Genomic DNA, 26,306 nt, shown 5'->3' on the forward strand with positions numbered 1-26,306 from the left:
GTTTGCTAATGAGCTATTCAACCCCAGCGCTGTGGTGCTGATGTACCATAGAGTTGTAGAACCTGACCAGGATGTCTGGAATATCCAGGTCAGCCCCGAAAGGTTTGAACAGCAACTGAAATTCCTGAAGTCAAAATATAGGGTGTTACCGGTAGCAGAGGTGGTAGAAAACGTGCAGAAGAAAACCCTGAAAAGAAGAACCATCGCCATCACTTTTGACGATGGGTATATTGATAATTATCTGGTGGCCAAACCATTGTTGGAGAAATACGGGTTGCCGGCTACTTTTTTTGTGACCTCCGGGAATATTGGGAAAGAAGAAGAATTCTGGTGGGATTCGCTGCAGCAGTTGATTCTGAATAGCCCGCATTTGCCTTCCCTATTTTCCATGCATTTTGGCGAAAACAGGCTGGAAACGGATTTAAGAGGCGAAGAGCATTTAACACAGGCTTTGCAAGAAAAGCACCAGGGCTGGAAGGCCTACCTGGAAACTCCGGTAAGCAGAAGGTCTCACCTTTTTCTGCAGCTCTGGGAACAGTTGCGGCCGCTACAGCCGGAAGAACAGCAGGCACGGTTGCAGGAAATTAGATCCTGGGCCGGGGTAGAGCAGCATGACAGGCAAGAAAACCGGAGCATGAATAGGGCGCAGCTCCAGGATTTAGCCCGCCACCGACTTTTTGAAGTTGGCGGCCACACTGTTGCCCATGCGTTTCTGCCTGCCCACCCAAAAGAAAGGCAACTGCAGGAGCTTCAGGCAAACAAGGAATTCTTGGCTCAGGTACAAGGGTACTCTGTAGACGTTTTTTCCTACCCGTACGGCGGGGTAAACGAAGAGACAGAGCAAGCAGTGCGGGAGGCTGGCTTTAAAGCAGCTTTCACTACCCATGAGAGGGCTCTCACCAACCACACAACAAACCCGTTCCTACTGGGGCGGGTCCAGGTAAAGAATCTGGGGGGAAAGGAATTCAACTGGTTATTGGAGTATCCTAGGTAAGCAAAAGGAGCTGGTTATGGAAAACAGTCATCAACCCCTGGTCTCAGTCATCATTCCGTTTTATAATGATGAAAGATTTATAAGAGAAGCCATTGAAAGTGTGCTTAACCAAACCTATACCCAATGGGAAATACTGTTGGTAGACGATGGCTCTACCCAAAACAGTATAGATATAGCCCAAGGATATGCGGACAGGTTCCCAGCTAAAATAAAGTATTTGGAACATGAGGGGCACAAGAATAAAGGGGTGTCCGCGAGCAGAAACTTGGGTATGCGGCAGGCCATGGGAGAACTATTTGCCTTTTTAGACGCAGACGATGTCTGGTTACCGCAGAAGCTGGCAAACGGAGTTGCCATTTTTCAGGAACACCCAGAAATCGGCTTGCTCGGGGAGGCATCAGAATACTGGTATAACTGGGAGGACAATGGAAAAGAGAATAAAGTGGTACCTGTGGGAGTATCGGCGGATAGGGTTTTCCAGCCCTATGAACTTTCTCGGGTCCTTTACCCTCTTCTCCCTAACCCTTCTCCCTGCCCCTCGGCGTTAATGATCTCCAGGGAAGCATTTATCCGGTCAGGGGGCTTTGAAGAATCTTTCACCAAGGAAAACCAGTTGTATGAAGATCAGGCCTTTTTAAGTAAAATCTACCTGCAGGAAAGGGTCTATATTTCATCTTGCTGTTTTAACCTCTACCGGAAGCGTGTTGGGTCTATAGAGGAAAGTGTGAAGGCCACGGGGAAATACCACCAGGTGCGGCAATATTTCCTGGAATGGTTTGAGGGCTATTTACAGAAAAAGCATATCCAAGACCCCACCATCACTGCCTTATTGGAGACAGCCCTCATGCCTTACCGTCACCCGGGTAAGTATTTTTTAACCCATACGCTGCCCAAAGGAGTAAGAAAAGCCGTCAAGAGAGGCATGCGTAAACTTAGTATAACCTGATGGCGGCGATTACTGTCTTGATGCCGGTCTACAATGCTGAAAAATTCCTGGCTGCCGCCATGGAAAGCATTTTGCAGCAGACGTTGCCTGATTTTGAATTCCTGATCATTGATGACGGGTCTACAGACAGGAGCGTGGCCATTATTGAGTCTTTTACTGATCCCCGCATCCGGTTTTACCAGAATGAGCAGAACCTGGGCATTACCGCCACCCTCAACAAAGGCATTGACCTGGCCACCACCCAACTCATTGCCCGCATGGATGCCGATGATGTAAGTTCCCCATACCGGTTGCAGAAACAATATGAGTACCTAACGGCGAACCCAGACTGCGCCATGGTCTCTTCCCTGGTGCGGGTAATCACCGAAGACGGAAAGTTGGTGAGGCAGGACAAATTCAAGAGCGAGCACTTTTACTATAACCTCACCTTTATCTGCTGGATCTATCACCCCACGGTCATGTACCGCAAGCAAGCTGTGCAGACAGTAGGCAAATACTCCGCGCCCTACGCAGAAGACTATGAGTTGTTCTGGCAACTCTCCCGCCAATTTAAGATATACAACCTGCCTGAGGTGCTGCTGGATTACCGGGTAACCTCTCAAAGTCTGCACCAGGTCTTGAAAAAGCAGGAATACCAACAGGCACAACGGCAGCAAATTCTCCGTAACCTAAGGTACTACGTGGGGGAAACGTACAACCTGCCGGCCAGTTTCTTAGAATGCCTGCAGCACAATTTCCTGCCCCTTGAAAAAGAAAATAAGGTAATGAGCATCACGGCCTGCGTCAAGGAACTGGATTTCATTACCTCATGCATTCTGGCCAAGGAGAATGTGAACCGGCAACCGGAAGACATTCAAAAAGCTGCCATCTACAAAAAACGGTTCATGGTGGCACACTTCCTGAAACGGCTGCCCTGGTATAAAAGCCTCTACCTGTTATTGAGAGCGTTTACGCTAAAAGGCCTGCTGCAATTCTTCAGGACCATCTGGCGCGAGAACCGGGAAGCCAAACGCGCAATGTCTGCTCCTTTGCAGGAAGCCGAAATGCAGCAAAGGGTACACCTTCCCTTCCCGGAAAAGCAAAACGCCTCTGTCTGATTTCTACCAGCCGCTCTATGACCAGAATCCCTTCCTCACCGCCCACTATCGCACCTTTGCCTCCGGCAACGGCAAGGCCGCTGTGGTCGGTGATGATACCGGTGTACAACTGCGGGCAGTTCCTGAAAGAGACCCTGAAAAGTGTGCTGGCACAGGCTTTGCCGGAAGAACAGATGCAGATAGAAGTGGTAGATGACGCCAGCTCTGACATTGACGTGGCAGCGCTGGTGCACCAGGTAGGGAAGGGGCGGATTCACTACTTCCGGCAGCCCCAGAACATGGGCAGCCTCCGGAATTTTGAGACCTGCCTGAACCGCTCCCGGGGGCAGTTAGTGCACCTGCTACACGGAGATGATACCGTGGCCCCCGGCTACTACCGCCAGATAGGCCAGTTGTTTACCCAATACCCCCAGGCAGGGGCCGCTTTCTGCCGGTACCAGTGCATTGATGAAGCCGGGGAAAAAGTCTATGAAAAAACCCCTGAACAGCCATACGACGGCCTTTTAGACAACTGGCTCCTGCGCATAGGCACCCGCCAGCAGATCCAGTACGTGGCCATGACCGTCAGGCGCGAGGTGTATGAAAAGCTGGGCAGTTTCTATGGTATCACCTACGGGGAAGATTGGGAGATGTGGGTCAGGATAGCGCGGCATTACCCCGTGGCGTATACGCCCCAGATCCTGGCCTTTTACCGGGAGCATTCCATTTCCATCTCGGGCAACAAGTTTCTCAATGGAGAACACCTGCAGGACCTGGCCCAAGCCATGGAGATGATCCAGGAACATCTGCCCGAGGAACAGAAACGCCAAATCCTGAAAGAGTCCCGCCAATATTATGCGGGCTATGGGTTGCAGGTGGCCCACAAACTCTGGGATCAGTTACATAACCAACAAGTGGTGCAGGCCCAGATAAAACAGGCGTTTCTGCTCTATAAAAGCCCCCGGTTGTACCTGACCAGTTTAAAATTAAAGGCAATCCTTACGCTTCACAAGGTATGGAACAGGGTGTCTCCGTAGTCATCTGCACCTATAATGGCGCGTTGCTCTTGCCTGAAACCCTTCGGCATCTGGCCCGGCAGCAGGTACGGCCTGGCATTGCCTGGGAGGTAATAGTAGTAGACAACGCCTCTACAGACAACACCCAGGCGGTGATTGAGGCTGAGTGGGCTAGGTCTGGGAGCAACACCCAATTCAGGGTTCTATATCAGCCAAAACCAGGCTTAACTTTTGCCCGGGAAATGGCGCTGGCCACCGCCCAATATGAATTCGTGTTGTTCTGTGATGATGATAACTGGCTGGCCCCCAATTACCTCACCATTGCCTATGACCTTATGCAGAAGCACCCTCAGATTGGGGTCCTGGGCGGGCGCGGCGAGTTGGTGTTTGAGAGCCCGGCGCCGCTGTGGGCCAGAGGGCACGGCATGTTTGCCAACGGTCCGCAGGCGGCTTCGTCTGGCCGGGTCAAAAACAATGTGGTGTACGGGGCGGGCAGCGTCATCAGGAAAGCGGCCATAGAGGCTATTGCACAAACCAATTTCACTCCTTTGCTCACCGATAGGCTAGGGGCTAAACTAACCGCCGGCGGAGATTATGAACTCTGCTATACAGTGGCCATGGCGGGGTATGAGATCTGGTATGAAGACCAGCTCAGGTTCCGGCATTTCATGCCGAACGGCCGTCTGGGGTGGGAGTATACCACCAGGCTGGTGAAAGAAGGGGCCAGGAGTTTTGAGGTGCTTGTGCCCTACCGCATTTTCCTGAACAAAGGCAGCCGAAACAGGCTCTCCTTTTATTTTTATTTATCCTTGACTGCGGCCTCTTATGCCGCCAAATGGGGGAGAGCTTTCTTTAACCAACTCGCAAATGGCAATAACAAGGAGGTAGCGGACTTCTATAAAGTGAAAACCATTTCTGCCCATGCCAAACTTGCCGCCCTGGCGCATCCGCAGATCCTTTACCGTAATTTTCTAAAAATCAAAGAATTCGACCGGTACTTAGGGCGCACAGCTGTCACTTCCAAAAATACAGCCACTTCAGAGCCACTCTACCAATAAGCCTGAGGCAGTTGGCTGGTTTAAATACGGTAAAAGGCTGCCTCATCTTTCTAAGGAGGGCCTGTTTTCTTAAAGGAAGTCAGGCCTTTCCGTTTTGGGCCTGTTTTTAGGAAAACAGGCCCAAAACGGAAGAGGGCAAACCACGACGGTAAGTTAAAATTCTCCGTAAAAAGCTGGGGCCAACCACCACGTTTCTTTCTGCTTGCCAGCAAGACCAAGAAGCTGAAGGACGGCTGTAACCTGACCTACCAAACGATGAGCTTAAAAGAATATAACCAGAAACGGCACTTCAACCAGACTCCTGAGCCCGAAGGCAAAGGGGCAAAAAACAAAGGCGACCTCAAATTTGTGGTACAGCGGCACCAGGCTTCTACGCTACATTATGATTTCCGGCTGGAGCTGGACGGCGTGCTTAAGAGCTGGGCTGTGCCCAAAGGCCCCTCGCTTAACCCCGCAGACAAACGGCTGGCCATGGAAGTGGAAGACCACCCCTTCAGTTACCGCACATTTGAGGGAGACATCCCCGAAGGGAACTATGGCGCCGGCCACGTGGACATCTGGGACGAAGGCACCTTCCATGCCGTAGACAACCCTTCCCGCGCGGAAGGTGAAAAATTAATGCTACAGGAGCTAGAGGCCGGGAGCCTGCACTTTGTGCTGGAAGGCAAGAAGCTGAAAGGCGAGTTCGCGCTGGTGAAAATGAAAGGCCGCCAGAAAAACGCCTGGCTGCTCCTCAAAAAGCAGGACGAATTTGCCACGGATGCCTATGACGCCGAGGATTTCGCCAGGGGCGGAGGGGCTGTAAAACCCGGAAAAGTGCCGGCAAAAAAAGCGTCTACGGCTAAAGAAAAAGCTTCTCCAGCCAAAGCCCAGACAGGCAAAGGTAAAAAAGGCGAGATGCCCCATGACATTGTGCCCATGACCGCCAAACTCACCGACGGCCCTTTTGATGACGAGAACTGGCTGTTTGAGATGAAATGGGATGGTTACCGGGCAGTGGCAGAGGTAGACAACGGGCAGGTGAGACTCTATTCCCGCAATGGCAAGTCCTTTAAGCAGAAGTACGCCCCCGTGGTCCAGGTACTGGAAGGGCTTAAGCACCAGGCCATTTTTGACGGCGAACTGGTGGTGCTGGGCGCCAATGGCCGCGCCGATTTTCAGGCTTTGCAGAATTATCAGAATACTCCCTCAGAGCACCTGTATTACTACATTTTTGATTTGCTGTACCTCAACGGGCAAGACCTTACCAAAGTACCGCTGTTACGGCGCAAGGAGTTGTTGGCAGAGGTTCTCAAGGGGGCCAAAGAGCCTTTGCGCTATAGTGAGCATAGGGTAGGCAAGGGTATAGCTTTCTTCAAAGAGGCCCAGCAGCACCATTGGGAAGGCATTATGGCCAAAGCGGCAGACAGCAAATACCATATAGGTAAGCGGTCTCAGGAGTGGCTGAAGATCAAAACCCACCTGCGCCAGGAGGCTGTGATAGCCGGTTTCACCGAGCCCAAGGGCAGCCGCATCCATATTGGGGCGCTGGTTCTGGGCGTATATGAGGGCAAGGAATTGAAATACGTGGGCCAGAGCGGCAGCGGGTTCAACAAAGAAAGCCTGGAAGACCTGAAGGCCAGACTAGCACCGCTGGTGCAGGAAAAATCGCCGTTCAAAGTCAAGGTAGGCCTTTCCCGTGACGTGACCTGGGTGAAACCCGAACTGGTCTGCGAACTCTCCTTCGCGGAATGGACCACGGACGGACAGATGCGCCAAGCCATTTTTGAGGGCCTGCGGGTAGATAAGAAAGCCAAAGATGTGGTGCATGAGCACGCCATTGCCACTCCCCCGGAGGCAGATGCAAAAGAGGAATCCTCAAAAGGGGCTAAAAAAACCAAAACAATGTCAAAACAGGAAGAAGAGAAAGAAGGCCTGGTACTGCACCTGGACGGGAAAGACGTTGCCATCAGCAGCCCCGATAAACTGTATTGGCCCGAGGAAGGCATTACCAAAAAGGATTTGGTAGAGTATTACCAGTCCATGGCCGAGGTACTGCTGCCTTACCTGAAAGACCGCCCCGAAAGTCTGCTGCGCCACCCCAACGGCATCACCAAACCGGGCTTCTTCCAGAAAGACGCCGGTGACCACGCCCCAGATTGGGTACAGAAAGAAAGCATTAGGGCAGAGTCTACGGGCCAGGATGTCAATTATGTGGTTTGTCAGGATAAGGCCACGCTGGCGTACCTCAACAACCTGGGCTGTATTCAGCTCAACCCCTGGAACTCGCGCCTGCAACACCTTGAGCACCCAGATTATTTGGTGCTGGACCTGGACCCCGGCGAGAATACTTATGATGAGGTGGTGGAAACTGCCCTGGTAGCCAAGCAGGTGCTGGATGAACTGGAGATACCGGTGTATGCCAAAACCTCAGGTGCCACGGGCATGCACCTGTACGTGCCGCTGGCTGCCAAATTCCCGTTTGAGCAGGTCAAGGAACTGGCCTATGCCCTAGCGCAACGGGTGCACGCCCGCCTGCCAAAGCTTACCAGCCTGGAGCGCAGCCCCAAAGAGCGTCGCAACCAGATTTACATTGATTTTCTGCAGAACGCCATTGCCCAGACCATTGCGGCCCCTTACTGCGTCCGGCCCAAGGCCGGGGCTACCGTCTCCACGCCCCTGCAATGGAAAGAAGTGAAAACCGGATTGCACCCTTCGCAGTTTACTATAAAGAACGTGCCCCAACGCGTCAAAAAGCTAGGCGATATTTTCATGCCCGTGCTGGGCGAAGGCATTGATGTGGCCACGTACCTGAAAAGACTGAAACAAGAAGACCATGGAAAAAAATAAGAAAACCTCCCTTTTGCTGGCCGGTGCCGGTGTGGGGGCCTTGCTGGCCCTAAGGGCTTTGCGCAGGAACAAACGCGAGTTCTCCTTTAAAGACCGCACCGTGCTCATTACGGGTGGCACGCGGGGCCTGGGCCTGGTGTTGGCCCGCATGCTGGCCGAGCAAGGCGCCAAGCTGGCCATCTGCTCCCGCACCAAAGACCAACTGGAGGCCGCCCGCGCAGAATTGGCCTCCGGCGGCGCAACCGTACTGGCCTTTGACTGTGATGTAAGCGACCAGCAACAGGTCAAGACCATGGTAGCTGAAATAAAGGAAAAGCTGGGTCCGGTAGAGGTGCTGATCAATAATGCCGGGGTTATCTCGGCGGGGCCACTGGACAACCTGAACCTGGCAGACTTTGAAGAGGCAATGAAAATCCATTATTGGGCGCCGCTGTATACCATGCTGGAGGTAATCCCAGACATGAAAGCCCGCGGCGAAGGCCGTATTGTGAACATCGCGTCTATTGGCGGAAAAATAAGTGTGCCCCATCTGTTGCCCTATAGCGGCAGCAAGTTTGCGCTGGTAGGCCTGTCTGAAGGGTTCAGGTCTGAATTACTACAGCACGGGGTCTACGTCACCACCATCAACCCGGGGTTGATGCGCACCGGCAGCGCCCGCAATGCGTTTGTAAAAGGGCAGAAAGAGAAGGAATATACCTGGTTTGCCCTGGCAGACGCTAATCCTATCCTTTCGCTCAAGGCAGAAACCGCGGCCCGGCAAATCATAGACGCCTGCCGGTACGGCGAGGCCGAAGCTACCCTAGGCTTCAACGCCAAATTCATCAGCGGGCTGCACGGCCTCTTCCCGGGCATGGTCACCGACCTGATGGGCTTGGTGAACCAGTTGCTGCCCGGACCCGGAGTAGGTGATGACCGGGTTCGTGGCTACCAGGCCGAGACGCCCCTAACCCAATCGCCGCTCACGGCCCCACTGCAGGAGGCCGCCGCCAAAAACAATGAGCTGTAGGTGGCAAGACTAGTAATATAAAGGGTATTTCCGTTTTGGGGCTGTTTTTCAAGAAACAGCCCCAAAACGGAATTCTGCTTTCCGGGCGGTAGATTTTTCCAACCTAAAAGACATAAATTGTAAACTTTTGTCTTCTATTTTGACTTATAAAGTCAGGTATGGTTAGAAGTACAGCCCTTAGAGAAACACGCAACTTTGAAAGAAAGCAAACTATATTTTGAAAGCATTGGTACCCTGGACTTTGAACAGGCGCGCATCAAGCACGTCTTGTTCAAATCAAAACTCAGGGCCATGTTGTATGGGGCCGATATTGACGTAGAGCCGGTTATCTCGGTCACGGCCTGTTCTCTGGGTAAATGGATCTATTCTACTGCCGTGCCCCGTATTGGCCACCTGGAGGAGGTGAAGGAACTGGAGCGGGTACACAAAGACATGCACGTGCTGGCCCGCCGCCTCTGGAAAGAATATCAGGCCGGGCAACAGGACCTGGCCCTGCAGGGATTAGCCGAGGTAGATGCCATCGCCACAAAACTCCTGCACCTGCTGGACGTCATTGAACGGAAAGCAGTATCCTGATCCTGGGGAAAAATTAACGCATCACCAGCACCGCCTTTGAGAAAACATCAGGCGGTTTTTTTGTGCTCCAACCCCAAAGCGGAAGAACATTTTTGGCAAGGCGGTAGTACAAGAGGAGGGACCCAGCTAACCACTGGGCTCACTTTTTACTAACCAAAGCCACAAGAATATGCCAGATAAAAACAATAATCCAGCCCAGGGCGCCGGCCAGGGAAACCAGTCAGAACGGGAGAAGGAAACCACCAGCGACAAAGACCTGTACAAGCGCTCCATGACAGGGTATGACGCCTCTAAGCAAGATGAGAACTTTACCGGCACAGACAAAAGCATGGGTGCCAGCCTGGACGAGCGTGACACTAATGACGGTGATGCCAACAGTGAGAACAACTAAGTAAGAAAGATCCCTATTGCCAGAAAGCCCTTAGATTAATTTTTAAGGGCTTTTCTATTCCCTACCAGGAACTAAAAGAATATTTTAGGCATAGCACCTTGCTAGTTGCGTTTAAAGGCCGTTTTTTCAAAACTGGCAGAAAACTTGCTATTAGAAAGGTACGCAATGAATTTACAGATCTATCGTTGAATTTCAAGGCGTGTTCTATTGTTGAAAATCTACAGGATAAAGCATATGAAAAAGGTTCTTTTATCAGTACTCGCCGGGTTGCTGCTCACCGGGGTGGTGGTGGAAATACCAGCCGCGGCTGAAGCAAGAAAGGGAACTGCCGCTACCTACGGTACGCTCACTTCGGGCGGCGCCCGTGATATTATTGGGGAAATCATTGACGTGGTAGGCCTTAAGGCTAGGTTTGAGGTGCGTGCCGCCAACGTGCCCAACGCCGCCGCGGTCATCATGAACGGGCAGCGCTACATTCTCTACAATGAGAACTTTGTGAACTCCCTGAACAACGCCGTTAGAACCGACTGGGCCGGGGTAAGCATTCTGGCCCACGAGATTGGGCACCACCTTAACGGGCATACGCTCTCCAAAGGAGGCAGCAACCACCGTGACGAACTGGAAGCCGATGAATTCTCTGGCTTTGTGCTCCGCAAGATGGGCGCCAGCCTAAGCGAGGCCCAGGTTGCCATTGGCGTGCTGGCAGATGAGGAGGAGTCCTATACCCACCCCGGTAAAAGTGCCCGCTTATCGGCTATTAGTAAAGGCTGGCGGCGCGCCGAAAGCCAGATTGTAGCCAGCTCTAAAGCGGGAACGCCCAACCGGTCGGTCACTTTGCCTAAGGGTTCTATGTCTTCGGTGACGGCCCCGGCCATGGCTTCTACCGCCTCTTCCAGACGCACCTCCACCAGAATGCCTTCTCAGCGGGTATTGCGTCAGGTGAAACTGGCCTCTGCCCCGCAGGAACGCATCTTTGTGACTACCGCCTATAAAGTGGTAAGAGAGACCTCAGAAGGATTCCAGGTGATAGGTACCTTACAGAAAACCAACAACCGTAACTTCCCTTATGTATTGGAAAGCCCCTTGTTCTCCATGCTGCTTGTAAGCACAGACGGGGTCTTGATGGACGAAGACGGCAGACGGGTAGGGGTGCTCACCACCACCTAAGGCTTCTATAGATTACCCAAAAAGCGGCACCTTCTCCTATAGAAGGTGCCGCTTTTGTTTTGTCCGTTTTAGGACCGTTTTGCGGAAAACAGGCCCAAAACGCAGGTTCCAGAGCGGGTAGGGTAGAGGATTGCTTTTTTTGCCTTATCTTTTGGCTATGAACCGTTTTTTCCGTTTGCCCACTCTTGTGCTGGGTTGCTTTGGCCTTTGCGCCCTCAGTTTTACTTCCTGCGCTCAGAAAACCTATACGCCACAACAGGTTTTAAAAGACGTTGAAATCCTGGCCGCCGATTCCATGGGCGGACGCCTGCCCAACACGCCCGGCCATGCCAAGGCGCAGCAATACCTGTTACAGCGGTTCAAAAAGATTGGCCTAAACCCCATTCTGCAGCCCTTCCAGTTTACCGCCAGGGCTACCAAAGAACAGGTAACGGGAACGAACATCATAGGGACCATTGCCGGTAAATCTGAGAAAGTGATTGTGATCACGGCGCACTATGACCACGTGGGCACCCGTAACGGGAAGATCTTTAACGGCGCCGATGATGACGCCTCCGGCATTGGCGCCATGCTGGCCCTGGCCACCTATTTCCAGAAACACCAGCCCCAGCACACGCTCTACTTTGTCGCCTTTGACGCCGAGGAGCAAGGCCTTTCCGGGTCAAAAGCCTTTGTGGAGAAGCCGCCCATCGCCAAGGAGAACATTCTTTTCAATGTGAACATGGACATGGTGAGTATCTCTGCCAAGAATGAGCTGTATGCCTCGGGTACCTACCATTACCCCTGGGTGAAGCCTATCATAGAAAAAGTGGCTCTGCCAGAGCAGTTTAAGCTGAGCTTTGGGCATGACCGCCCAGAGCAGGGCCATGACGACTGGACCCAACAATCTGACCACGGCAGTTTCCACAAAGCCAAGATTCCGTATCTGTATTTTGGGGTAGAAGACCACCCACATTACCACCAGGAGACCGACGAATTCAAGAATATTCACCAGACTTTTTACTTGAAAGCGGTGGAAATCATCCTGCGCGCTGTGCAAGCCCTGGACAAACAACTGCCTTTGTAAGGAAGTAAAACCTTTGGCGTACGGGTCGTAAAGTAAGATTTCAAGCCTATCCATTCTTTTATATCCGCCGGCCCACTCCCTGGGGGCACGGGACTACTGTGTTTTTACCAAATAGGTTTCATGGCAGAAAAGCCGCGCAGTGGGGCATCCACTCAGGCCTAAAGTGTTAAAATGTAATTATTTTAACATAAGTAACCCTATAAAATATAAACCGTTTAAGACTTAGTGCCTAACCTGATGTTCCACCAACAACGAAAGCATGGTCAAGAACCAAACGTATGGACTACTTCTACTTATTATTTTCCCATTCCTGAAAGAGATTACAGGATCTACCACCCCTGCCCCAGCCATGACAACGGCTGCTACTACCATAGGCAGTTTGGTAATTCCGGCGCCCCCCAAACCGGCAGAAGAGCCCAACCATATCAATGTCAATGCATCGGTCTACTTCCCGGAGGAAGCGCAGACAGACGCTGATCCCCTCATCACCGCAGACGGCTCCCGCATAAATGAGCGCAACCCACGCAAGCACCGGTGGCTGGCTTTGTCCAGAAACCTGCTGGCCCGCTGGGGCGGTGAAATAGACTACGGAGACTCTGTGAAAGTGGAGGGCATCTCCCAGCAACTAGACGGGGTGTACGTGGTAAGAGATGCCATGCACCGCCGCATTAGAAACCGGGTAGATATTCTGGTAGGCCCCAATGACAAGATCATGGGCTACTGGGAAGACGTAAAGCTTACGAAACTTTAGACAACGACTAAACAAGAACAAAGGAACGCCCCATCTGGAAACAGGTGGGGCGTTCCTGTTTTAGGCCACCAGGTGAAATTATTTACAATTTTAAATTATTGGTAATCAATTATTTGATAATTTATTTTATGAGAATGCTGGTTTCTTTGACTTCTTAAAGATTCAATTTGGCACGGTTTTTCCATTTGGGAAGTCACAGGCCCACACCGGGCCGGGCACAGAAAATCCAAAGGAAATGAGAAAGATTTTACTAGTAATGACGGTGCTGATGGTGGGGCTTCTGCACAACACCTACGCCCAGCACGGAGGCGTGAAAGTAGGGTTCAAAGGCGGGTACAGCGTGTTTGGCTGGCAGGGTGAAACCGTGAAAAGCTTTAAGAACCTGTTGGAATATACTAACGGGAACGTGACCACTAGGATGCGCCAAGGCTTTCACGCGGGCGGTTACCTGAGCATACCCTTAGGCAGCGGGTTTGAGTTTGAGCCCGGGGTACAGTACTCCCAGAAAGGGATGGTGCTGGAAGGCAGGGTACCCGGTGACGCCGCCGAGTTTGCCAATGCCAAAGTAACCCTTACCAACAAAGGAGAATATATTGATGTGCCCTTGCTGGCCAAAGTATACGTAGCCGAAGGCTTTAACTTATTTGCCGGGCCGCAGGTGTCTTTCCTGCTGTCTAACAAAGTGAACGTGAATGCTGGGGCCTTTGGGTTCTCTGCCTACAACAATGATTTTGAGTGGCAGGAAAGCCAGCGCAAGGTAGACCTGGGGTTCTCTGCGGGAGCCGGTTACCAGCTGCAGAATGGCCTGAATGTGGGAGGCAGCTATGACATGGGCTTAACCACCCTGGACGGTACCTCAGATTATAAAACCTTTAACCACGGCTTTAAAGCCTCTGTGGGGTTCAGGTTCTAAGAGATTTTTAGTTGTAGTGAATGTGTTATAGGATGAGAAAAAAAGCGGCGGACATTGTCCGCCGCTTTTTTTGTTACTGAGTTTTAGTTTTGTTCTTTTTCTTGGTCTTGTCCTTATTTTTTTTGGTCCTGGTAGCCATTTGCCCGTTATCACCGCTTTTGTCCTTGGTGATGTTGGAAATAGTGGACATTAATTTGTCTGTGGGGATTCTCTTGGAGAGCAAGCCGTAAACCAGCGCGGCCCCGGCAGCGGCGCCGGCGGCTATCAGGGCGGTTTTCAGGGTCACGTTGCCGCCAGTGCTAGTGCCAGCAGAAGAAGTGGCCCCCGTAGTGGCTCTGCCTCTGCCTGATGGCGCTTTGGTGGCGTCTGTAGAGCCTTCGCGCAGTTGGTGCAGGCGTTGTAACACATCTGTAGAGGCTTCACGCTGGCGCAGAAGCACTCCGCGTACTTCGGCAGGGAGTTCCTGGTCCAGGGCATCGCGGTAGGCTTTCTGGGCCCACTCCTCGCCGTAGATGCTGGAACCCAGAATGGCTTCTTCATCGCGGCCCGTGAGGGCGGCTTTAAAGTCCATCCACTGGCGGTACAGTTTTCCTTTGGTGGTGGTGTCACGCTCCGGGCTTCCGCCGTGGCGCTGTATGATCATGTTCAGTTCATTGGCGAAGGCCAGGCGCTGCTGGGAGAATTTGCGGTAGATATCCTGGCGCAGCTGGTCTTTGCTTTCCTGGGCGGCGCGCTCGTAACCTTCCAGGCCATCATGTACAAACTCGTTCAGTTCCTTCAGAACTTCCACGACTTTTTTGTTCTCGTTTGCTGACATACGTTCGGTTATGGTTTATGAACTTTTATCAACGTGAACCGGCAGTACAGGTTTAGGAAAAAATGGGTTGGGCTATAAAAGAAGCGAAAGGGAAGGGCTTGGCAGGAGTTTTATCTGCCACTGAAGTAGGCCAGTAAACCCAACGGGAAGTTATACCTCTCTGGTTTTACTCACAGTTGGCAAAAAACTGCAACATGCCTTTGCGGCCGCTCTCCAATAGGGTCTGTTTGTCTTTCTCAGACAATCGCTTGATTTTGGGGCCGTAACCGGCAGTACTCACAGACACTGTCCGGTCCCAGTCGGCCGGGGTGAGTTCATGGCGGTTCAGGTTTTCTGCCACTATGCGGTAAAAGGCGTTTATATAGTCCGTGAAAGATTCAATGGAGTTGGGTGCCAGGCCTTTCCGCTCCAGATCATAGGCAATTTGCTCCTCATGGTCCAGGCGTATACCAATGGTCTCTGGGTTGATGAACCTGGTCTTGGGCATTTCCGCCGGAGCTGAGGAAGAGAAATATTTGGAGTGGTCAAACACCATCAACGGGAAATCCATCAGCACGCCGCCGTCCACCATCACGTCTGTGGTGTGGTTGGGCTGCGGTGTTGGGTACACTTTGCCTTTCCTATCCATAAACACGGCCTGAAAAAACATTGGCACTGACATAGAAATGCGCACCGCGTCCTTCACCCGCATGTTAGGATAGGTCTCATGGCTGAAAATCTCAGTGCGTTGCCTGGACAAGTTAGTACCCGTGATGTATAAATCTCTATAGCCGTTTTTGCCAGCTAGCGCATGCAATTCCTGAAAGGTGAGGTCTGCATTGCCGGTTCGTTTCTCAATGAGCCCAGAAATCCATTGCGTGAATTTCTCGCCGCGATACCAGCCATAGCGATTAGCCATGCGGGTGAAGCCGCCAATGAACAGAAACCGTCCATCAGCGAACTTCTGGATGGGCGTCTCAAAGGTAACATATGTGATCTCCTGCGGCGAATACCCCACCGCTAACAGGCAGGCCTGAATAGCTCCCGCCGAGGTTCCGGCGATGCGTTCAATAGGCTGTAGCAGTCCGCGCTTGTCCAGTTCTGCCAAGGCACCGCCATACGCAATGCCCCTGATGCCACCGCCTTCTAACGCCAGGTTTTTGTACACGTGCGTGGGCGAAGCAGTTTGGGCAAAGGTGATGGAGGGTAAAAGGCTAAGGGAGAGGAGTAGGCTGAAGGAAATGCGTTTTAGCGCTACTTTCCGGGAATCAGGGCAAAAACAGAGTGGCATACAAGCTGGCAAAAGTATGAAGGCAAGATACTCAATTGCTTAGGTATTTAAGTGTTGTCATTTCAGGTGATTGTTTTTATATGAGAGGATCGGCTGAAAGCAGAGATTCCCATTTTTAGCCTGTTTCCTGGGAAACAGGCTAAAAATGGGAATCTCTCTAGTATTTAAAGTCTAAAATCTGGCGTCTATACCTCAATCCACCTCAAACTGCATGGGCAGGTTAAAGGACAGGGAGCGGCGCTTGCTGCGGCCGTTCAGGTCATCCAGAAAGGCATTGAGCGCGTCCTGGTACTCCAGGTGGTAATCTTCATGCAGGTGCTTTTTGATAAGCGTCATGGTACGCAGCACCAGCCGGGCGGTGGCCACGTAAAAGCCTTTGTAGATGCTCTCAAACTGGCCCGTGAAGTTGTCAAAGATGAGCTGCAGCAGGTAGATGGTGAGCTCTACCTCGCCTTTGCGGTCTTTGGTGATGCGGTAATAGCGGGCAATTTCCTGGGTGGCTTTTTTGAGGCCCCGGCTCAGGGCCTTGCTCAGGGAGCGGCCCGAAACGGTGAACATAATGTCATGAATGGTCTCTGCGCTGCGCGCGAAAAGCGATTCCAGGGTGACGTCTTCCAGCAGCTCAAAGGCCAGGGCGTCATAGGCCTCGCCGTCTTTTCTGACCAACCGCAGAATAAGGGCTTCCTTCTCTTTCTCACTCAGTTTTTTCAACGCCTGCTTGAAGTCAGCGGAGGGTACGGGCATTTTTTTATGTTAAGTATGACGTATCAGGAACGGCTAAAGGCCGGTGGGCACTTTGGTTAGCGCCTTCAAAATTAAGGCTTTACCGCCGGAAATAAAAGAAGCCCGCTTTGGGCCAGTTTTCAGGAAAATGGGCTTGAAACAGAAGACGCCTTAAAAGCAGAAGAGCCACACAGGCGGGTGCGGCTCTTCTGCTTTCAAGAATGGTGTGGTTTACTGCTTGGGCATGTATTTATCGCGCACGGCCTTGAACTCAGAGCCGGCCTTCCACTGGGGCCACTCATTGGAGAATGCCAGCCGTTTGCCCACCTGGTAAAGCAACTGCAGATCTGCCACGGCGCCGTCCATTTTAAAGGCTTCGTTTACCTGGTCGCTGGGTTTATGGTAGATGTTGGCGGTGAAGTTGTCCAGCAGCTTTTTGCCTTCGGCCTTGCCGAGTTTGATATGGTCTGTGCCCATGCCCACAAACAAGGCGGGAACGCCCATTCTGGCGAAGTTGAAATGGTCTGAGCGGTAATACAAACCAGCTTCGGGCTTAGGGTCACGGGCCAGGTAACGGCCGGCCTTCTTCGCCTCTTCGGCTAAGATGTCTTCCAGTTCAGACTGCCCCATGCCAATGAGCACAATGTCTTTGGTGGCGCCAAAAGGGTTGAGCATGTCCATGTTGAGGTTGGCCACGGTCTTCTCTTTAGAAACAGTGGGGTTCTCTGCATAGTACGCTGAGCCCAGCAGGCCCTGCTCCTCAGCGGTCACCGAAAGGAAGACCACGGTTCTGTCTGGCGCTTGCCCAGAAGCCTTGAAAGCCTTGGCGACGGCCAGCAGCCCGGCGGTACCGCTGGCGTTGTCGGCGGCCCCGTTGTAGATACTGTCATTCTGCTCGTTTTTCTTGCCAATGCCCAAGTGGTCCCAGTGCGCGGAATAGATGATGGCCTCCTGTGGGCGCTTGCTGCCGGTGATCTGGGCAATGAAGTTGTACGACTTGTCACGCTTTACCTTGGCTTTCACAGACGTGCTCACGGTTAAGCCCAGAGGGCTGCCTTTGAACCCGGGTTTGGCGGCGCGTTGCAGCTCGTTCTGGTAATTCTTACCGGCGGCGGCAAACAGTTTCTCTGCCGTAGGAGTGGTTACCCAGCCTTCAATAGCATTGCGGTGCACGTCCTGGCCTTTGGGCGCGAGGTAGAATTTAGAGCTGTTCCAGTTGTTCTGCACAATCTTGAAGCCGTAGCCGGCGGGTTCATCGGCGTGAACAATCAGACAGCCTTTGGCCCCCTGGCGGGCGGCTTCTTCCAGCTTGTAGGTCCAGCGGCCGTAATAGGTCATGGTCTTGCCTTTGAAGAAGGTAGTGTCAGCAGAATAGAAGCCGGGGTCACTCACAATCACCACCGCAATTTTGTCTTTCACATCTAGCCCGGCGTAGTCGTTCCACTTATATTCCGGGGCCACAATGCCAAAGCCCGCGAACACCAGTTCCGCGTCTTTGATGGTGGTGTTTTCCTCGGGGCGTCTGGCCCAGAGCACATAGTCTTCCAGGCCTTTCAAGGTCATGGTCTGTTTGCCTTTCACGGTCATGGTAGGCGCTGCCGAGGAGGTGATTTCCACCATGGGTACTTCCTGCAAGAAGCTGTCGCCGTTGCCTGGTTCCAGGCCCAGGGCTTTGGCTTCTTTCTCCAGATAGGCCAACGTTTTCTTCTCGCCGGCGGTGAACGGTTGGCGGCCCTCCATGTCATCTGCGGCCAGGGCGGTCACATAAGTGCGATAGCTTTCCAAAGTCACCGAATCTGCCCCGGTAGAAGTAGTGGTAGTAGTGGTGGTAGTGGTTTCTTTGGTGCCCGATGACTGGCAGCCAGCCAAGAGCGTTATACTGAGCGGAAAGGCCCAGAAGTGAATGCGTTTGAACATTGTTGGTTAGTTAGGTGCGTAGTGGCTATTTAAGTTGAAACGTTACTTTAACGGTGGCAGATACAGAGATATTCTGCGGTATTTCTATCAAATTCTCTTCTTCTCTATCAGCAGAAGCTCCAGCAACAGCATATGACTCGTTATTTGAATAATTGTTAAACATGGGGTCACTATCATCTGTGTCTGCAATCTTGACAATGCGTCTGATTTTTCTGTTTCCGGCTTTGGCTAAGGTCTCTGCTTTTTCAGAAGCTACTTTAACGGCTTTGGCTAATACCTCTTTTTTCATTGCTTCTACTTTTGAAGAAGTGAAAGCGCTACCAAAAGTGATCACCCCCTCTCTGATTAGTCTGTCTCTAATGGCTGGGTAAGATTTCAGAGAATCAAGGGTAAAGGAAATTTCCTGAGTTCCTTCAAAATACCAAACCCTGTCTTCGTCTTTGTCTGCATAAGAAGGTCGTTTGCCAACAGAAAATAAAGAGTATGAAATCTTGTTAGAGGGGATTTTCAAGTCTTTCAAAATCCTGACAATTTTAGCCTCCATGGCCTTGTGCTTTGCATACATTTTATCAAGGCTCAAGGTGTCTGTGGAGGTCAGGTTGATGTTGAAGCTTACCTGGTCGGCTGGAACTTCAATGGTAGCCTCACCCATCACCACTATCCTGTTTTCAGGAGCAATCATTTGCGCAGAGGCAATAGTAGAAGCAAAGAGCAGGAGGGCGAATAGTAATCTTTTCATGGAAGGGGATAAGGATCTGTTCACCAAAGATAGAAATTGCCAGGTAAACAGAAAGGGCGCCTCTGCTTTAGAAGCGCCCTTTCTGTTTTGGGCCTGTTTTGGCCAAAACAGGCCTAAAACGATTCCCTATTTCAGGTTCTCGTCAAAGTACTGCGTCACTTTTTTGTAGAGGTGCACGCGGTCTTTACCGCCTACGTTGTGCGGGTGTCCGGGGTACACGAAATAGTCTACCAAAATGCCTTCATCTACCGCCTTTTTCAGGAAGTTGAGGCTGTGCTGCCACACCACCACGTCATCTACGGTGCCATGGATCATGAGCAGTTTGCCTTTCAGGTTTTTCACGTGGTTCAATAGGTTGGCCTGCTCATAGCCTTGCGGGTTTTCCTGGGGCGTGTCCATGTAGCGCTCGGTGTACATGATCTCATACAGGCGCCAGTCAATTACGGGACCGCCAGCTACGGCTACCTTGAACACGTCTGGGTGCTTAAGCATAAGCGAAGTGGTCATGAAGCCGCCGTAGCTCCAGCCGTGCACGCCCAAGCGGTTGGCATCTACGTAGGGCAGGCTCTTCAGGTACTCCACGCCTTTGAGTTGGTCACTTACTTCGGCTACGCCAGCCTGCCGGAAAATGGCTTGCTCAAACGCCCGGCCTCTATCGGCGGAGCCGCGGTTATCCAGAGAGAAGACAATGTAACCTTTCTGGGCCATGAGCTGCATCCAGAGGTTGGAACCGCCTAGCCAGCTGCTGTTGATCATCTGCAGGTGCGGCCCGCCGTACACGTACACTACCACCGGATATTTCTTTTTCTCGTCAAAATTGGGCGGCGTGATCATGCGGCAATAAAGATCAGTAGTTCCGTCTTCGGCTTTGATAGGGAAGAGGCGGGTTTCGCCTAGGGCGTAGCCTTCCAGCGGGTTCTTGGCGATGAGTAAGGTCCTTCTCACCTTGGCCTCATCTGTATCCAGGAGCCGGATGGTGCGTGGGGTCACGGGGCTGCTGTAGTTGTCAATGAAATGCTCGCCGTTAGGGTTGAGGGTGATGTTGTGCACCCCGCTGCCCTGGGTCAATCTTTTGGTGCGGCCCGAGCTTAGGTTTACGGCGTAGAGGTGGCGCTCCAGCGGGCTTTCGGCGGTGGAGGTATAGTAGGCTTCCTTGCCGCTTTTGTCAAAGCCTGCCAGGGTTTTTACAATCCAGTCGCCTTTGGTGAGTTGTTTGATCAGTTGGCCGTTGGTGTTGTAGAGGTACAGGTGGTCATAGCCATCGCGCTCGCTTATCCAGACAAACTGGTTGGGTTTGCCGGGCACAAAATACATGCCGCGCTCGGGCTCAATCCATTTGTCGTCTTTCTCCTCAAACAGGGTTTTGATGAAAGCGCCGGTGCTGGCGTCATACTGGTTCAGCCACATGTGGTTCTGGGCGCGGTTGACCACGGCCAGGTAAATGGATTTCTCGTCTGGGCTCCAGGTGAGGTTGGTCAGGTATTGCTCTGCAGGTTCGCCGGTCTGCAGGAAAACGGTTTTGCCGGAGGCCACGTTGTACACGCCCACGGTCACATGGTGGCTTTTGCCGCCGGCCATGGGGTATTTGATGTTGTTGAGCTTGGCCGGCGTCTCATTCAGCTGCACCAGCGGATAGTCGGTGACCATGGTCTGGTCCATGCGGTAAAAGGCCAGTTTGTCGCTGCTGGGGCTCCAGAAGGTGCCTTTGCTGATCCCAAACTCAGAGCGGTGCGCCGCCTGCCCGTTCACGATGCCCTCGTTGGTTTCATTAGTGATCTGCTTGTTGTCACTGCCAGGTTGCGAAATAAACAGGTTGTTGCCCTTGGTATAGGCGGCGCGCTGGCAGTTTGGGGCGAATTCGGTGTTCTCGGCGGCGGGGTCCAGCTTGTAAGTCAGCTGGCCGCCTTTGGTTTTGAGGTTGTAGCGGTACACGTTGCCGCGCTGGTTCAGGAACAATTCATTGCTGTTGAGCCACTGCAGCCCGTTGACTGTGGCTACTTTGCTGGCGCCTGCTTTCTCTAGGGCCGCGCTTAGGTCTGTAGCGGTCAGGATCACCTTAGGGGCATCTTGCACGCTGCCCCGCAGGAGCTGGTCTCCTTTGTCTGCCGCATAGCTAAAGTAATTGGTGCCGGGTACCCAGGTAAGCTGGCGCAGGTTGGCCGGGCTGAGGGCGGGGTTGATAAAGGCGTCCTCCATGGTGAGCAGCTTCTGCTGCGCCTGCGCCGGAAGGGCCAGCAACACAGAAAGGCAGAAAAGCGTTAAATGTACTAGCGGGTGATTACGCATGTTAGTTAGGTTAATTTGAAACAGAAAAGGCCCAGGAAAGAGTAGTCTCCGCCGCGGTTTGGTTTAGGGCCGATTCCCCAAAAATAAGCCAAAAACATTCTATTCTTCCGGAACAAGGGGTCTTTTTTAGCTGTTTTATTTACGCTGAGCCCTATACGGCAGATGGTTTCTTTAACTCGTGCATATTGCGTAATTTTGTGCCATGGACATTTTAACCGAAATTCTGGAGCAGGAAGATGTGCTGGTGTTGGAAGACACCACGGACATGCGCGAACTGGTGGTGTACAATGATGACGTGAACACGTTTGAACACGTGATTAATACACTGGTGCAGGTATGCCGGCATACGCAGGAACAAGCGGAGCAGTGTACCATGCTTATCCATTACAAAGGGAAGTGCACCGTTAAACTGGGCACGTTCACCGAGCTGGAAACAATGTGTACCGCCATCCATGACCGGGGTATCTCAGCAGATATACTATAACCCTGACCTAAAGGATGAATTTTCCTTCTAAACTGATTGAAAACGCGGTAGAAGAGCTGGCCAAATTACCGGGTGTGGGCAAGAAGACCGCCCTGCGCCTGGTGTTGCACCTGCTCAAAGCCGAAACCGAAGATACCAAACAACTTTCTGAGGCCCTGGTGCGCATGCGCACCAACATAAGGTACTGCAAAACCTGCCATAACATCTCAGATATGGAAGTGTGCAGCATCTGCACCAACCCGCTCAGAGACCGCACTTTGCTATGCGTGGTAAGTGACATGCGCGATGTGATTGCCATTGAGAACACATCCCAGTACAAAGGGGTGTACCACGTGCTGGGCGGGGTGATTTCCCCGCTGGAAGGCATTGGACCTTCAGACCTTCACATTCAGTCCCTGGTGGAGCGTTTGCCTACGTCTGGGGTAAAGGAGATCATCCTGGCCCTTAGCCCTACCATGGAAGGCGATACCACCGCTTTTTACCTCACCCGCAAGCTTAAGGATTTCCCGGCCCGCATTTCCTCCATTGCGCGGGGCGTGCCGGTGGGGGGCGAGCTGGAGTATACAGATGAAATTACATTGGGCCGAAGCATCATTGACCGCACGGCCTATAGCCAGAGTTAACGTTTCAGGCCCGTTTTTGCGAAAACAGGCCTGAAATAGCGGAAGAAGCAGGGACAAACGTTCCTGCTTTTTTTATGTTTGTAGTTCTTTCGCCTATCTTACCTCCCCAATATTTATAGTCCCCAACCGTACCCGCTTGAAAGACCTTTCCGTCCTTATTGTCAACTACAACGTCAGCTATTTTCTGGAGCAGTGCCTGCTTTCCGTGCGGAAGGCGGTGCGTGGGCTGCAGGTAGAGGTCTTTGTGGTAGACAATAATTCGGTAGACGGGTCGGTGGAGATGGTGCGGCGGCGGTTCCCCGAAGTCATTCTGCTGGCCAACAAAGAGAACCTGGGCTTCTCCAAGGCCAATAACCAGGCCATCAGGCAATCGCAGGGCAAGTATGTGCTGCTGCTCAACCCAGATACGGTGGTGGAGGAAGATACCTTCCGGAAATGCTTTGAGTACATGGAAGACCACCCCAAGGCCGGGGCCCTGGGCGTAAAGATGATGGACGGGGCCGGCAAATTCCTGCCGGAATCCAAACGAGGGCTGCCTACGCCCTGGGTGGCCTTTTGCAAAGTCTTCGGCCTGGCCGCCCTTTTTCCCACCTCCGGACTTTTCAACCGCTACCACCTGGGGCACCTCTCCAGTGAGCAGGTGCACAAAGTGGATATTCTGGCGGGCGCCTTCATGTTCATGCGGGCCGAGGCCCTGGACAAGGTGGGGCTGTTGGACGAGGATTTCTTCATGTACGGCGAAGACATAGACCTATCCTTCCGGATAAAGGAAGGCGGCTATGACGTGGTCTATTTCCCCGAGACCCGCATTATCCATTACAAAGGCGAAAGTACCCGCAAGACCAGCGTGAACTACGTGTTCATGTTCTACAGGGCCATGATGGTGTTCGCAGAGAAGCATTTCAGCGGCAGGCAGGCCCGTATGTACTCGTTCCTGATCAGGCTGGCCATTTACCTGCGGGCTGGTTTGGCTATTGTGGCAAGAGCATTGCAATGGCTTTTTCCTATTTTCCTGGATGGGCTTTGCCTGATGGTAGGCGTTTTGGTAGGGGAGAGGCTGGTGCCCGACCCGCTGTCTTTGGAGTTTTCCACCATGTGGGCCACGTATTTTGTGGTTTGGCTAGGCGCGGCCTTTTTTAGTGGGGCCTATGACAAACCTACCCGATTGTACCGGCTGGTAAGGGGCATGCTTTGGGGCAGTATCTTGCTTATGGCGCTTTCCAGTTTCTCCGGCATGGTGGGGCAGGTAAACAAAAAGCACTTGTTGGTAGCCGTGTTAGTGGGGCTGGTGGGCATGGCTGCCTGGCGGTTGCTGCACCATTTTAAACTGTATGGCCATTGGCGCTTCGGGGAGCCCAAGGCCAAGCGCATTGCCGTGATAGGCAGCCAGAATGAGGTGAAACGGGCATCTACGCTGCTGCGGCAGGCCGGGGCCCAGGAACCGCTGGCCCAGTTCGCGCCCCAATTTCCTGCCTCAGATTTAATTCAGATAAAGGAGATCATCGAGATCTATAAAATCAATGAACTCATCTTCTGCGGCAAGGACCTGGCAGTTTCCCAGATCATTGAGTGGATGGTGCAGATCCATAAAAGCGCCATTGAATTCAAGATCCTGCCCGAAAACAGTACCTACATCATCGGCTCGTCGTCTAAAAACACCCGCGGCGACTATTACGCCCTGCACATTGAGGTGAACCTGTTGAACCCCTACCACCGGCGCAACAAGGTGGTGCTCAACTCCCTGGTAAGTGCCGTGTTGCTAATCTTGTCTCCGGTTTTGATCTGGGGTATGAAAGGCAAGAAGCAGTTTTTTAAGAATTGCCTGGGTAATCTAATCGGGTTGTACCAGTGGGTGGGCCTGAAGGCCACGGCTACGCCGGAGTCCAAACCATCTATCTTGTCGCCGGCAGATAAAGAGTCTAACCAGAGAATCAGCCCAGCTGCGGCCCGCCAGATTGAAGTGGTCTACGCCAAGGAGTACACGCCTTACTCAGACCTGGTGATTATCTCCCGTAACCTCTCCCAGTTGGGGCGGCCTGCTTAGTCTCATTGTAGAGCTTAGGTTTCCTGGCCAAACACCTAGGTGGGAGCTTCTCCTCACAGGAAAGTAGGAAAGCGTTTTGAGCCCGTTTTCCTGAAAACAGGGGTAAAACAAGATGCACCATCCAGTGGACCGGTGGTTAAAGAAAGAGGAAGTATTTTGCGGGTGGCAGGTTACTTCTCAAGCAACACCGCGTAAAAGCATCATTGCCTCACCCTAGGCATAAATTCATAATAAATCTAGTACATTAGAAGTTATAACAGGAAAGGTGTTCATTGTTTTGATAGCAATGAGGCTGATTTCATGTGATTTTAATTAAATTTTCTTCAAAATACTGTAAAAACGGTAAAAGGCCCTATTTTTGGGTCTGTACCTTTATGTCTGCGTAAGATGATAACCACCCAACAAACACCACTATCAGATAGAATCACTTCTCTTGCTGAGTCTCAGACCATTGCCATGGCCAAAAAAGCCCGTGAACTGGCGGCTAAAGGAGTAGACGTTATAAATTTAAGCTTCGGGGAACCTGACTTCCAGACCCCCCAGTATATTAAAGACGCGGCCAAGAAAGCCATTGATGACGGCTACACCTTTTACACGCCCGTGGCCGGTTACCCAGAGCTGCGCAAAGCCATTGCCGAGAAACTGAAACGCGACAACGGCCTCACCTATGGCCCTGAGAACATTGTGGTCTCTACCGGCGCCAAGCAATCCATTGCCAATGCCGTTATGTGCCTGGTAAACCCCGGGGATGAGGTAGTGATCTTCGCGCCGTACTGGGTGAGCTATGAAGAGGTGGTGAAACTGGCCGAGGGGATTCCCGTGCCGGTGATGGGTTCCATTGAAAACGACTACAAGGTGACGGCCCAGCAGTTTGAAGATGCCATTACCTCCAATACCAAATTGGTCATGTATTCTTCGCCCTGCAACCCAACGGGGTCTGTGTTCACCCAGGAAGAGCTGGCCGAGTTTGCCGCCGTTCTGGAGAGACACCCGCAGGTGTACGTGATTGCTGATGAGATCTATGAGTACATCACGTTCACCGGGGAACCGTATAGCCTGGCCCGCTTTGACGCCATCAAAGACCGCGTGGTCACTGTGAACGGATTCTCCAAAGGCTATGCCATGACCGGCTGGCGCGTGGGTTACATTGCCGCCCACAAAGACATAGCTGATGCCTGCGACAAAATGCAGAGCCAGATCACCAGCGGAACCTGCTCCATTGCCCAGAAGGCGGCCCAGGCGGCCCTGGAAGGCGGAAAGGCATCGGCTAAAGAGATGAGTGAGTCCTACCTGCGCCGCCGCGACCTGGTGCTGGGGCTGATGAACCAGATACCCGGCTTTAAGACCTATGTGCCGCAGGGCGCGTTTTACATCTTCCCAGACGTGAGTTATTACTTCGGGAAGTCCGGCGGTGACTATGAGATCCAGGATGCGAATGACCTGGCCATGTACCTGCTCAATGACGCGCACGTGTCACTGGTAGACGGTGCCGCCTTTGGCGCTCCCCAGTGCATCAGGTTCTCCTTTGCGGCCTCAGACGCCAAGTTGATTGAAGCCCTAGACCGGATCAAGGCCAGCCTGGCGAAACTAAGCTAACCCCTCAAATCCGTTTTT

General features: G+C 52.3%; 23 protein-coding genes. 17 read left to right on the forward strand and 6 right to left on the reverse strand.

Annotation, left to right across the window (positions count from 1 at the left end; translation table 11 throughout):
• The first annotated feature begins 40 nt into the window (after positions 1-40).
• From TH63_RS03065 to TH63_RS03125, 13 genes are all read left to right on the forward strand, one after another.
• Positions 41-994: a polysaccharide deacetylase family protein gene (locus TH63_RS03065; protein ID WP_048919636.1), complete on the forward strand. Its 954-nt coding sequence runs from the start codon at positions 41-43 to the stop codon at positions 992-994.
• 16 nt (positions 995-1,010) lie between these two features.
• The gene (locus TH63_RS03070) at positions 1,011-1,940 is read left to right on the forward strand and encodes a glycosyltransferase family 2 protein (RefSeq protein ID WP_048919637.1); all 930 of its coding nucleotides are present in this window, start codon (positions 1,011-1,013) and stop codon (positions 1,938-1,940) included.
• Positions 1,940-3,037: a glycosyltransferase family 2 protein gene (locus TH63_RS03075; protein ID WP_082161536.1), complete on the forward strand. Its 1,098-nt coding sequence runs from the start codon at positions 1,940-1,942 to the stop codon at positions 3,035-3,037. The genes TH63_RS03070 and TH63_RS03075 overlap by 1 nt, the downstream gene beginning before the upstream one ends.
• Before the next feature lie 17 nt (positions 3,038-3,054).
• Positions 3,055-4,053, forward strand: a complete 999-nt coding sequence (locus tag TH63_RS03080; RefSeq protein ID WP_048919639.1) for a glycosyltransferase family 2 protein — start codon at positions 3,055-3,057, stop codon at positions 4,051-4,053.
• The gene (locus TH63_RS03085) at positions 4,032-5,090 is read left to right on the forward strand and encodes a glycosyltransferase (protein ID WP_048919640.1); all 1,059 of its coding nucleotides are present in this window, start codon (positions 4,032-4,034) and stop codon (positions 5,088-5,090) included. The genes TH63_RS03080 and TH63_RS03085 overlap by 22 nt, the downstream gene beginning before the upstream one ends.
• A gap of 255 nt (positions 5,091-5,345) precedes the next feature.
• Positions 5,346-7,919: a DNA ligase D gene (gene ligD / locus TH63_RS03090; protein WP_048919641.1), complete on the forward strand. Its 2,574-nt coding sequence runs from the start codon at positions 5,346-5,348 to the stop codon at positions 7,917-7,919.
• Positions 7,906-8,925 carry an SDR family NAD(P)-dependent oxidoreductase gene (locus tag TH63_RS03095; protein WP_048919642.1) on the forward strand — a complete coding sequence of 340 codons (1,020 nt, stop codon included), beginning with the start codon at positions 7,906-7,908 and terminating at the stop codon, positions 8,923-8,925. Before ligD ends, TH63_RS03095 begins: the two co-directional genes overlap by 14 nt.
• 195 nt (positions 8,926-9,120) lie before the next feature.
• The gene (locus TH63_RS03100) at positions 9,121-9,501 is read left to right on the forward strand and encodes a CZB domain-containing protein (RefSeq protein WP_048919643.1); all 381 of its coding nucleotides are present in this window, start codon (positions 9,121-9,123) and stop codon (positions 9,499-9,501) included.
• Between the two features lie 169 nt (positions 9,502-9,670).
• Positions 9,671-9,892: a hypothetical protein gene (locus tag TH63_RS03105; RefSeq protein ID WP_048919644.1), complete on the forward strand. Its 222-nt coding sequence runs from the start codon at positions 9,671-9,673 to the stop codon at positions 9,890-9,892.
• Positions 9,893-10,126: 234 nt separating this feature from the next.
• Positions 10,127-11,059 carry a M48 family metalloprotease gene (locus tag TH63_RS03110; protein WP_048919645.1) on the forward strand — a complete coding sequence of 311 codons (933 nt, stop codon included), beginning with the start codon at positions 10,127-10,129 and terminating at the stop codon, positions 11,057-11,059.
• Between the two features lie 157 nt (positions 11,060-11,216).
• Complete coding sequence (locus TH63_RS03115; RefSeq protein ID WP_048919646.1) at positions 11,217-12,125, forward strand: M20/M25/M40 family metallo-hydrolase; 909 nt, start codon at positions 11,217-11,219, stop codon at positions 12,123-12,125.
• A 259-nt stretch (positions 12,126-12,384) separates the two neighbouring features.
• On the forward strand, positions 12,385-12,876 hold the full coding sequence (locus TH63_RS03120; RefSeq protein WP_053093726.1) for an RlpA-like double-psi beta-barrel domain-containing protein: 492 nt from the start codon (positions 12,385-12,387) through the stop codon (positions 12,874-12,876).
• Positions 12,877-13,111: 235 nt separating this feature from the next.
• Positions 13,112-13,789: a porin family protein gene (locus TH63_RS03125; protein ID WP_231583539.1), complete on the forward strand. Its 678-nt coding sequence runs from the start codon at positions 13,112-13,114 to the stop codon at positions 13,787-13,789.
• 73 nt (positions 13,790-13,862) lie between these two features.
• Here TH63_RS03125 and TH63_RS03130 read toward each other — a convergent pair whose 3' ends face one another.
• The 6 genes from TH63_RS03130 to TH63_RS03155 all read right to left on the reverse strand — a co-directional run bounded on the left by TH63_RS03130 (position 13,863) and on the right by TH63_RS03155 (position 21,541).
• Positions 13,863-14,606, reverse strand: coding sequence for a ferritin-like domain-containing protein (locus tag TH63_RS03130; RefSeq protein WP_048919647.1), 744 nt, complete (start codon positions 14,604-14,606; stop codon positions 13,863-13,865).
• A 166-nt stretch (positions 14,607-14,772) separates the two neighbouring features.
• Positions 14,773-15,876: a patatin-like phospholipase family protein gene (locus TH63_RS03135; RefSeq protein WP_076606392.1), complete on the reverse strand. Its 1,104-nt coding sequence runs from the start codon at positions 15,874-15,876 to the stop codon at positions 14,773-14,775.
• Positions 15,877-16,068: 192 nt separating this feature from the next.
• Positions 16,069-16,620 (reverse strand): hypothetical protein, encoded by a 552-nt coding sequence (locus TH63_RS03140; RefSeq protein WP_048919649.1) that lies wholly within the window; start codon positions 16,618-16,620, stop codon positions 16,069-16,071.
• A gap of 210 nt (positions 16,621-16,830) precedes the next feature.
• The gene (locus tag TH63_RS03145) at positions 16,831-18,516 is read right to left on the reverse strand and encodes a M28 family metallopeptidase (protein ID WP_048919650.1); all 1,686 of its coding nucleotides are present in this window, start codon (positions 18,514-18,516) and stop codon (positions 16,831-16,833) included.
• Positions 18,517-18,541: 25 nt separating this feature from the next.
• Positions 18,542-19,255, reverse strand: coding sequence for an SIMPL domain-containing protein (locus TH63_RS03150; protein WP_048919651.1), 714 nt, complete (start codon positions 19,253-19,255; stop codon positions 18,542-18,544).
• A 126-nt stretch (positions 19,256-19,381) separates the two neighbouring features.
• The gene (locus TH63_RS03155) at positions 19,382-21,541 is read right to left on the reverse strand and encodes a S9 family peptidase (RefSeq protein ID WP_048919652.1); all 2,160 of its coding nucleotides are present in this window, start codon (positions 21,539-21,541) and stop codon (positions 19,382-19,384) included.
• 202 nt (positions 21,542-21,743) lie between these two features.
• Here TH63_RS03155 and TH63_RS03160 point away from each other — a divergent pair, with 202 nt between their 5' ends.
• The 4 genes from TH63_RS03160 to TH63_RS03175 all read left to right on the forward strand — a co-directional run bounded on the left by TH63_RS03160 (position 21,744) and on the right by TH63_RS03175 (position 26,288).
• Positions 21,744-22,025, forward strand: a complete 282-nt coding sequence (locus tag TH63_RS03160) for an ATP-dependent Clp protease adaptor ClpS (RefSeq protein WP_048919653.1) — start codon at positions 21,744-21,746, stop codon at positions 22,023-22,025.
• A 14-nt stretch (positions 22,026-22,039) separates the two neighbouring features.
• Entirely contained in the window at positions 22,040-22,648 is a 609-nt protein-coding gene (gene recR, locus TH63_RS03165) for a recombination mediator RecR (RefSeq protein ID WP_048919654.1), read from the forward strand.
• Positions 22,649-22,784: 136 nt separating this feature from the next.
• Positions 22,785-24,692 carry a glycosyltransferase family 2 protein gene (locus TH63_RS03170; RefSeq protein WP_048919655.1) on the forward strand — a complete coding sequence of 636 codons (1,908 nt, stop codon included), beginning with the start codon at positions 22,785-22,787 and terminating at the stop codon, positions 24,690-24,692.
• Between the two features lie 387 nt (positions 24,693-25,079).
• A complete protein-coding gene (locus TH63_RS03175; protein ID WP_048919656.1) occupies positions 25,080-26,288 on the forward strand; it encodes a pyridoxal phosphate-dependent aminotransferase in 1,209 nt (402 codons plus the stop codon).
• Positions 26,289-26,306: the final 18 nt, after the last annotated feature.

It is taken from the genome of Rufibacter radiotolerans (assembly GCF_001078055.1).
GTDB classification, from domain to species: Bacteria; Bacteroidota; Bacteroidia; order Cytophagales; family Hymenobacteraceae; genus Nibribacter; species Nibribacter radiotolerans.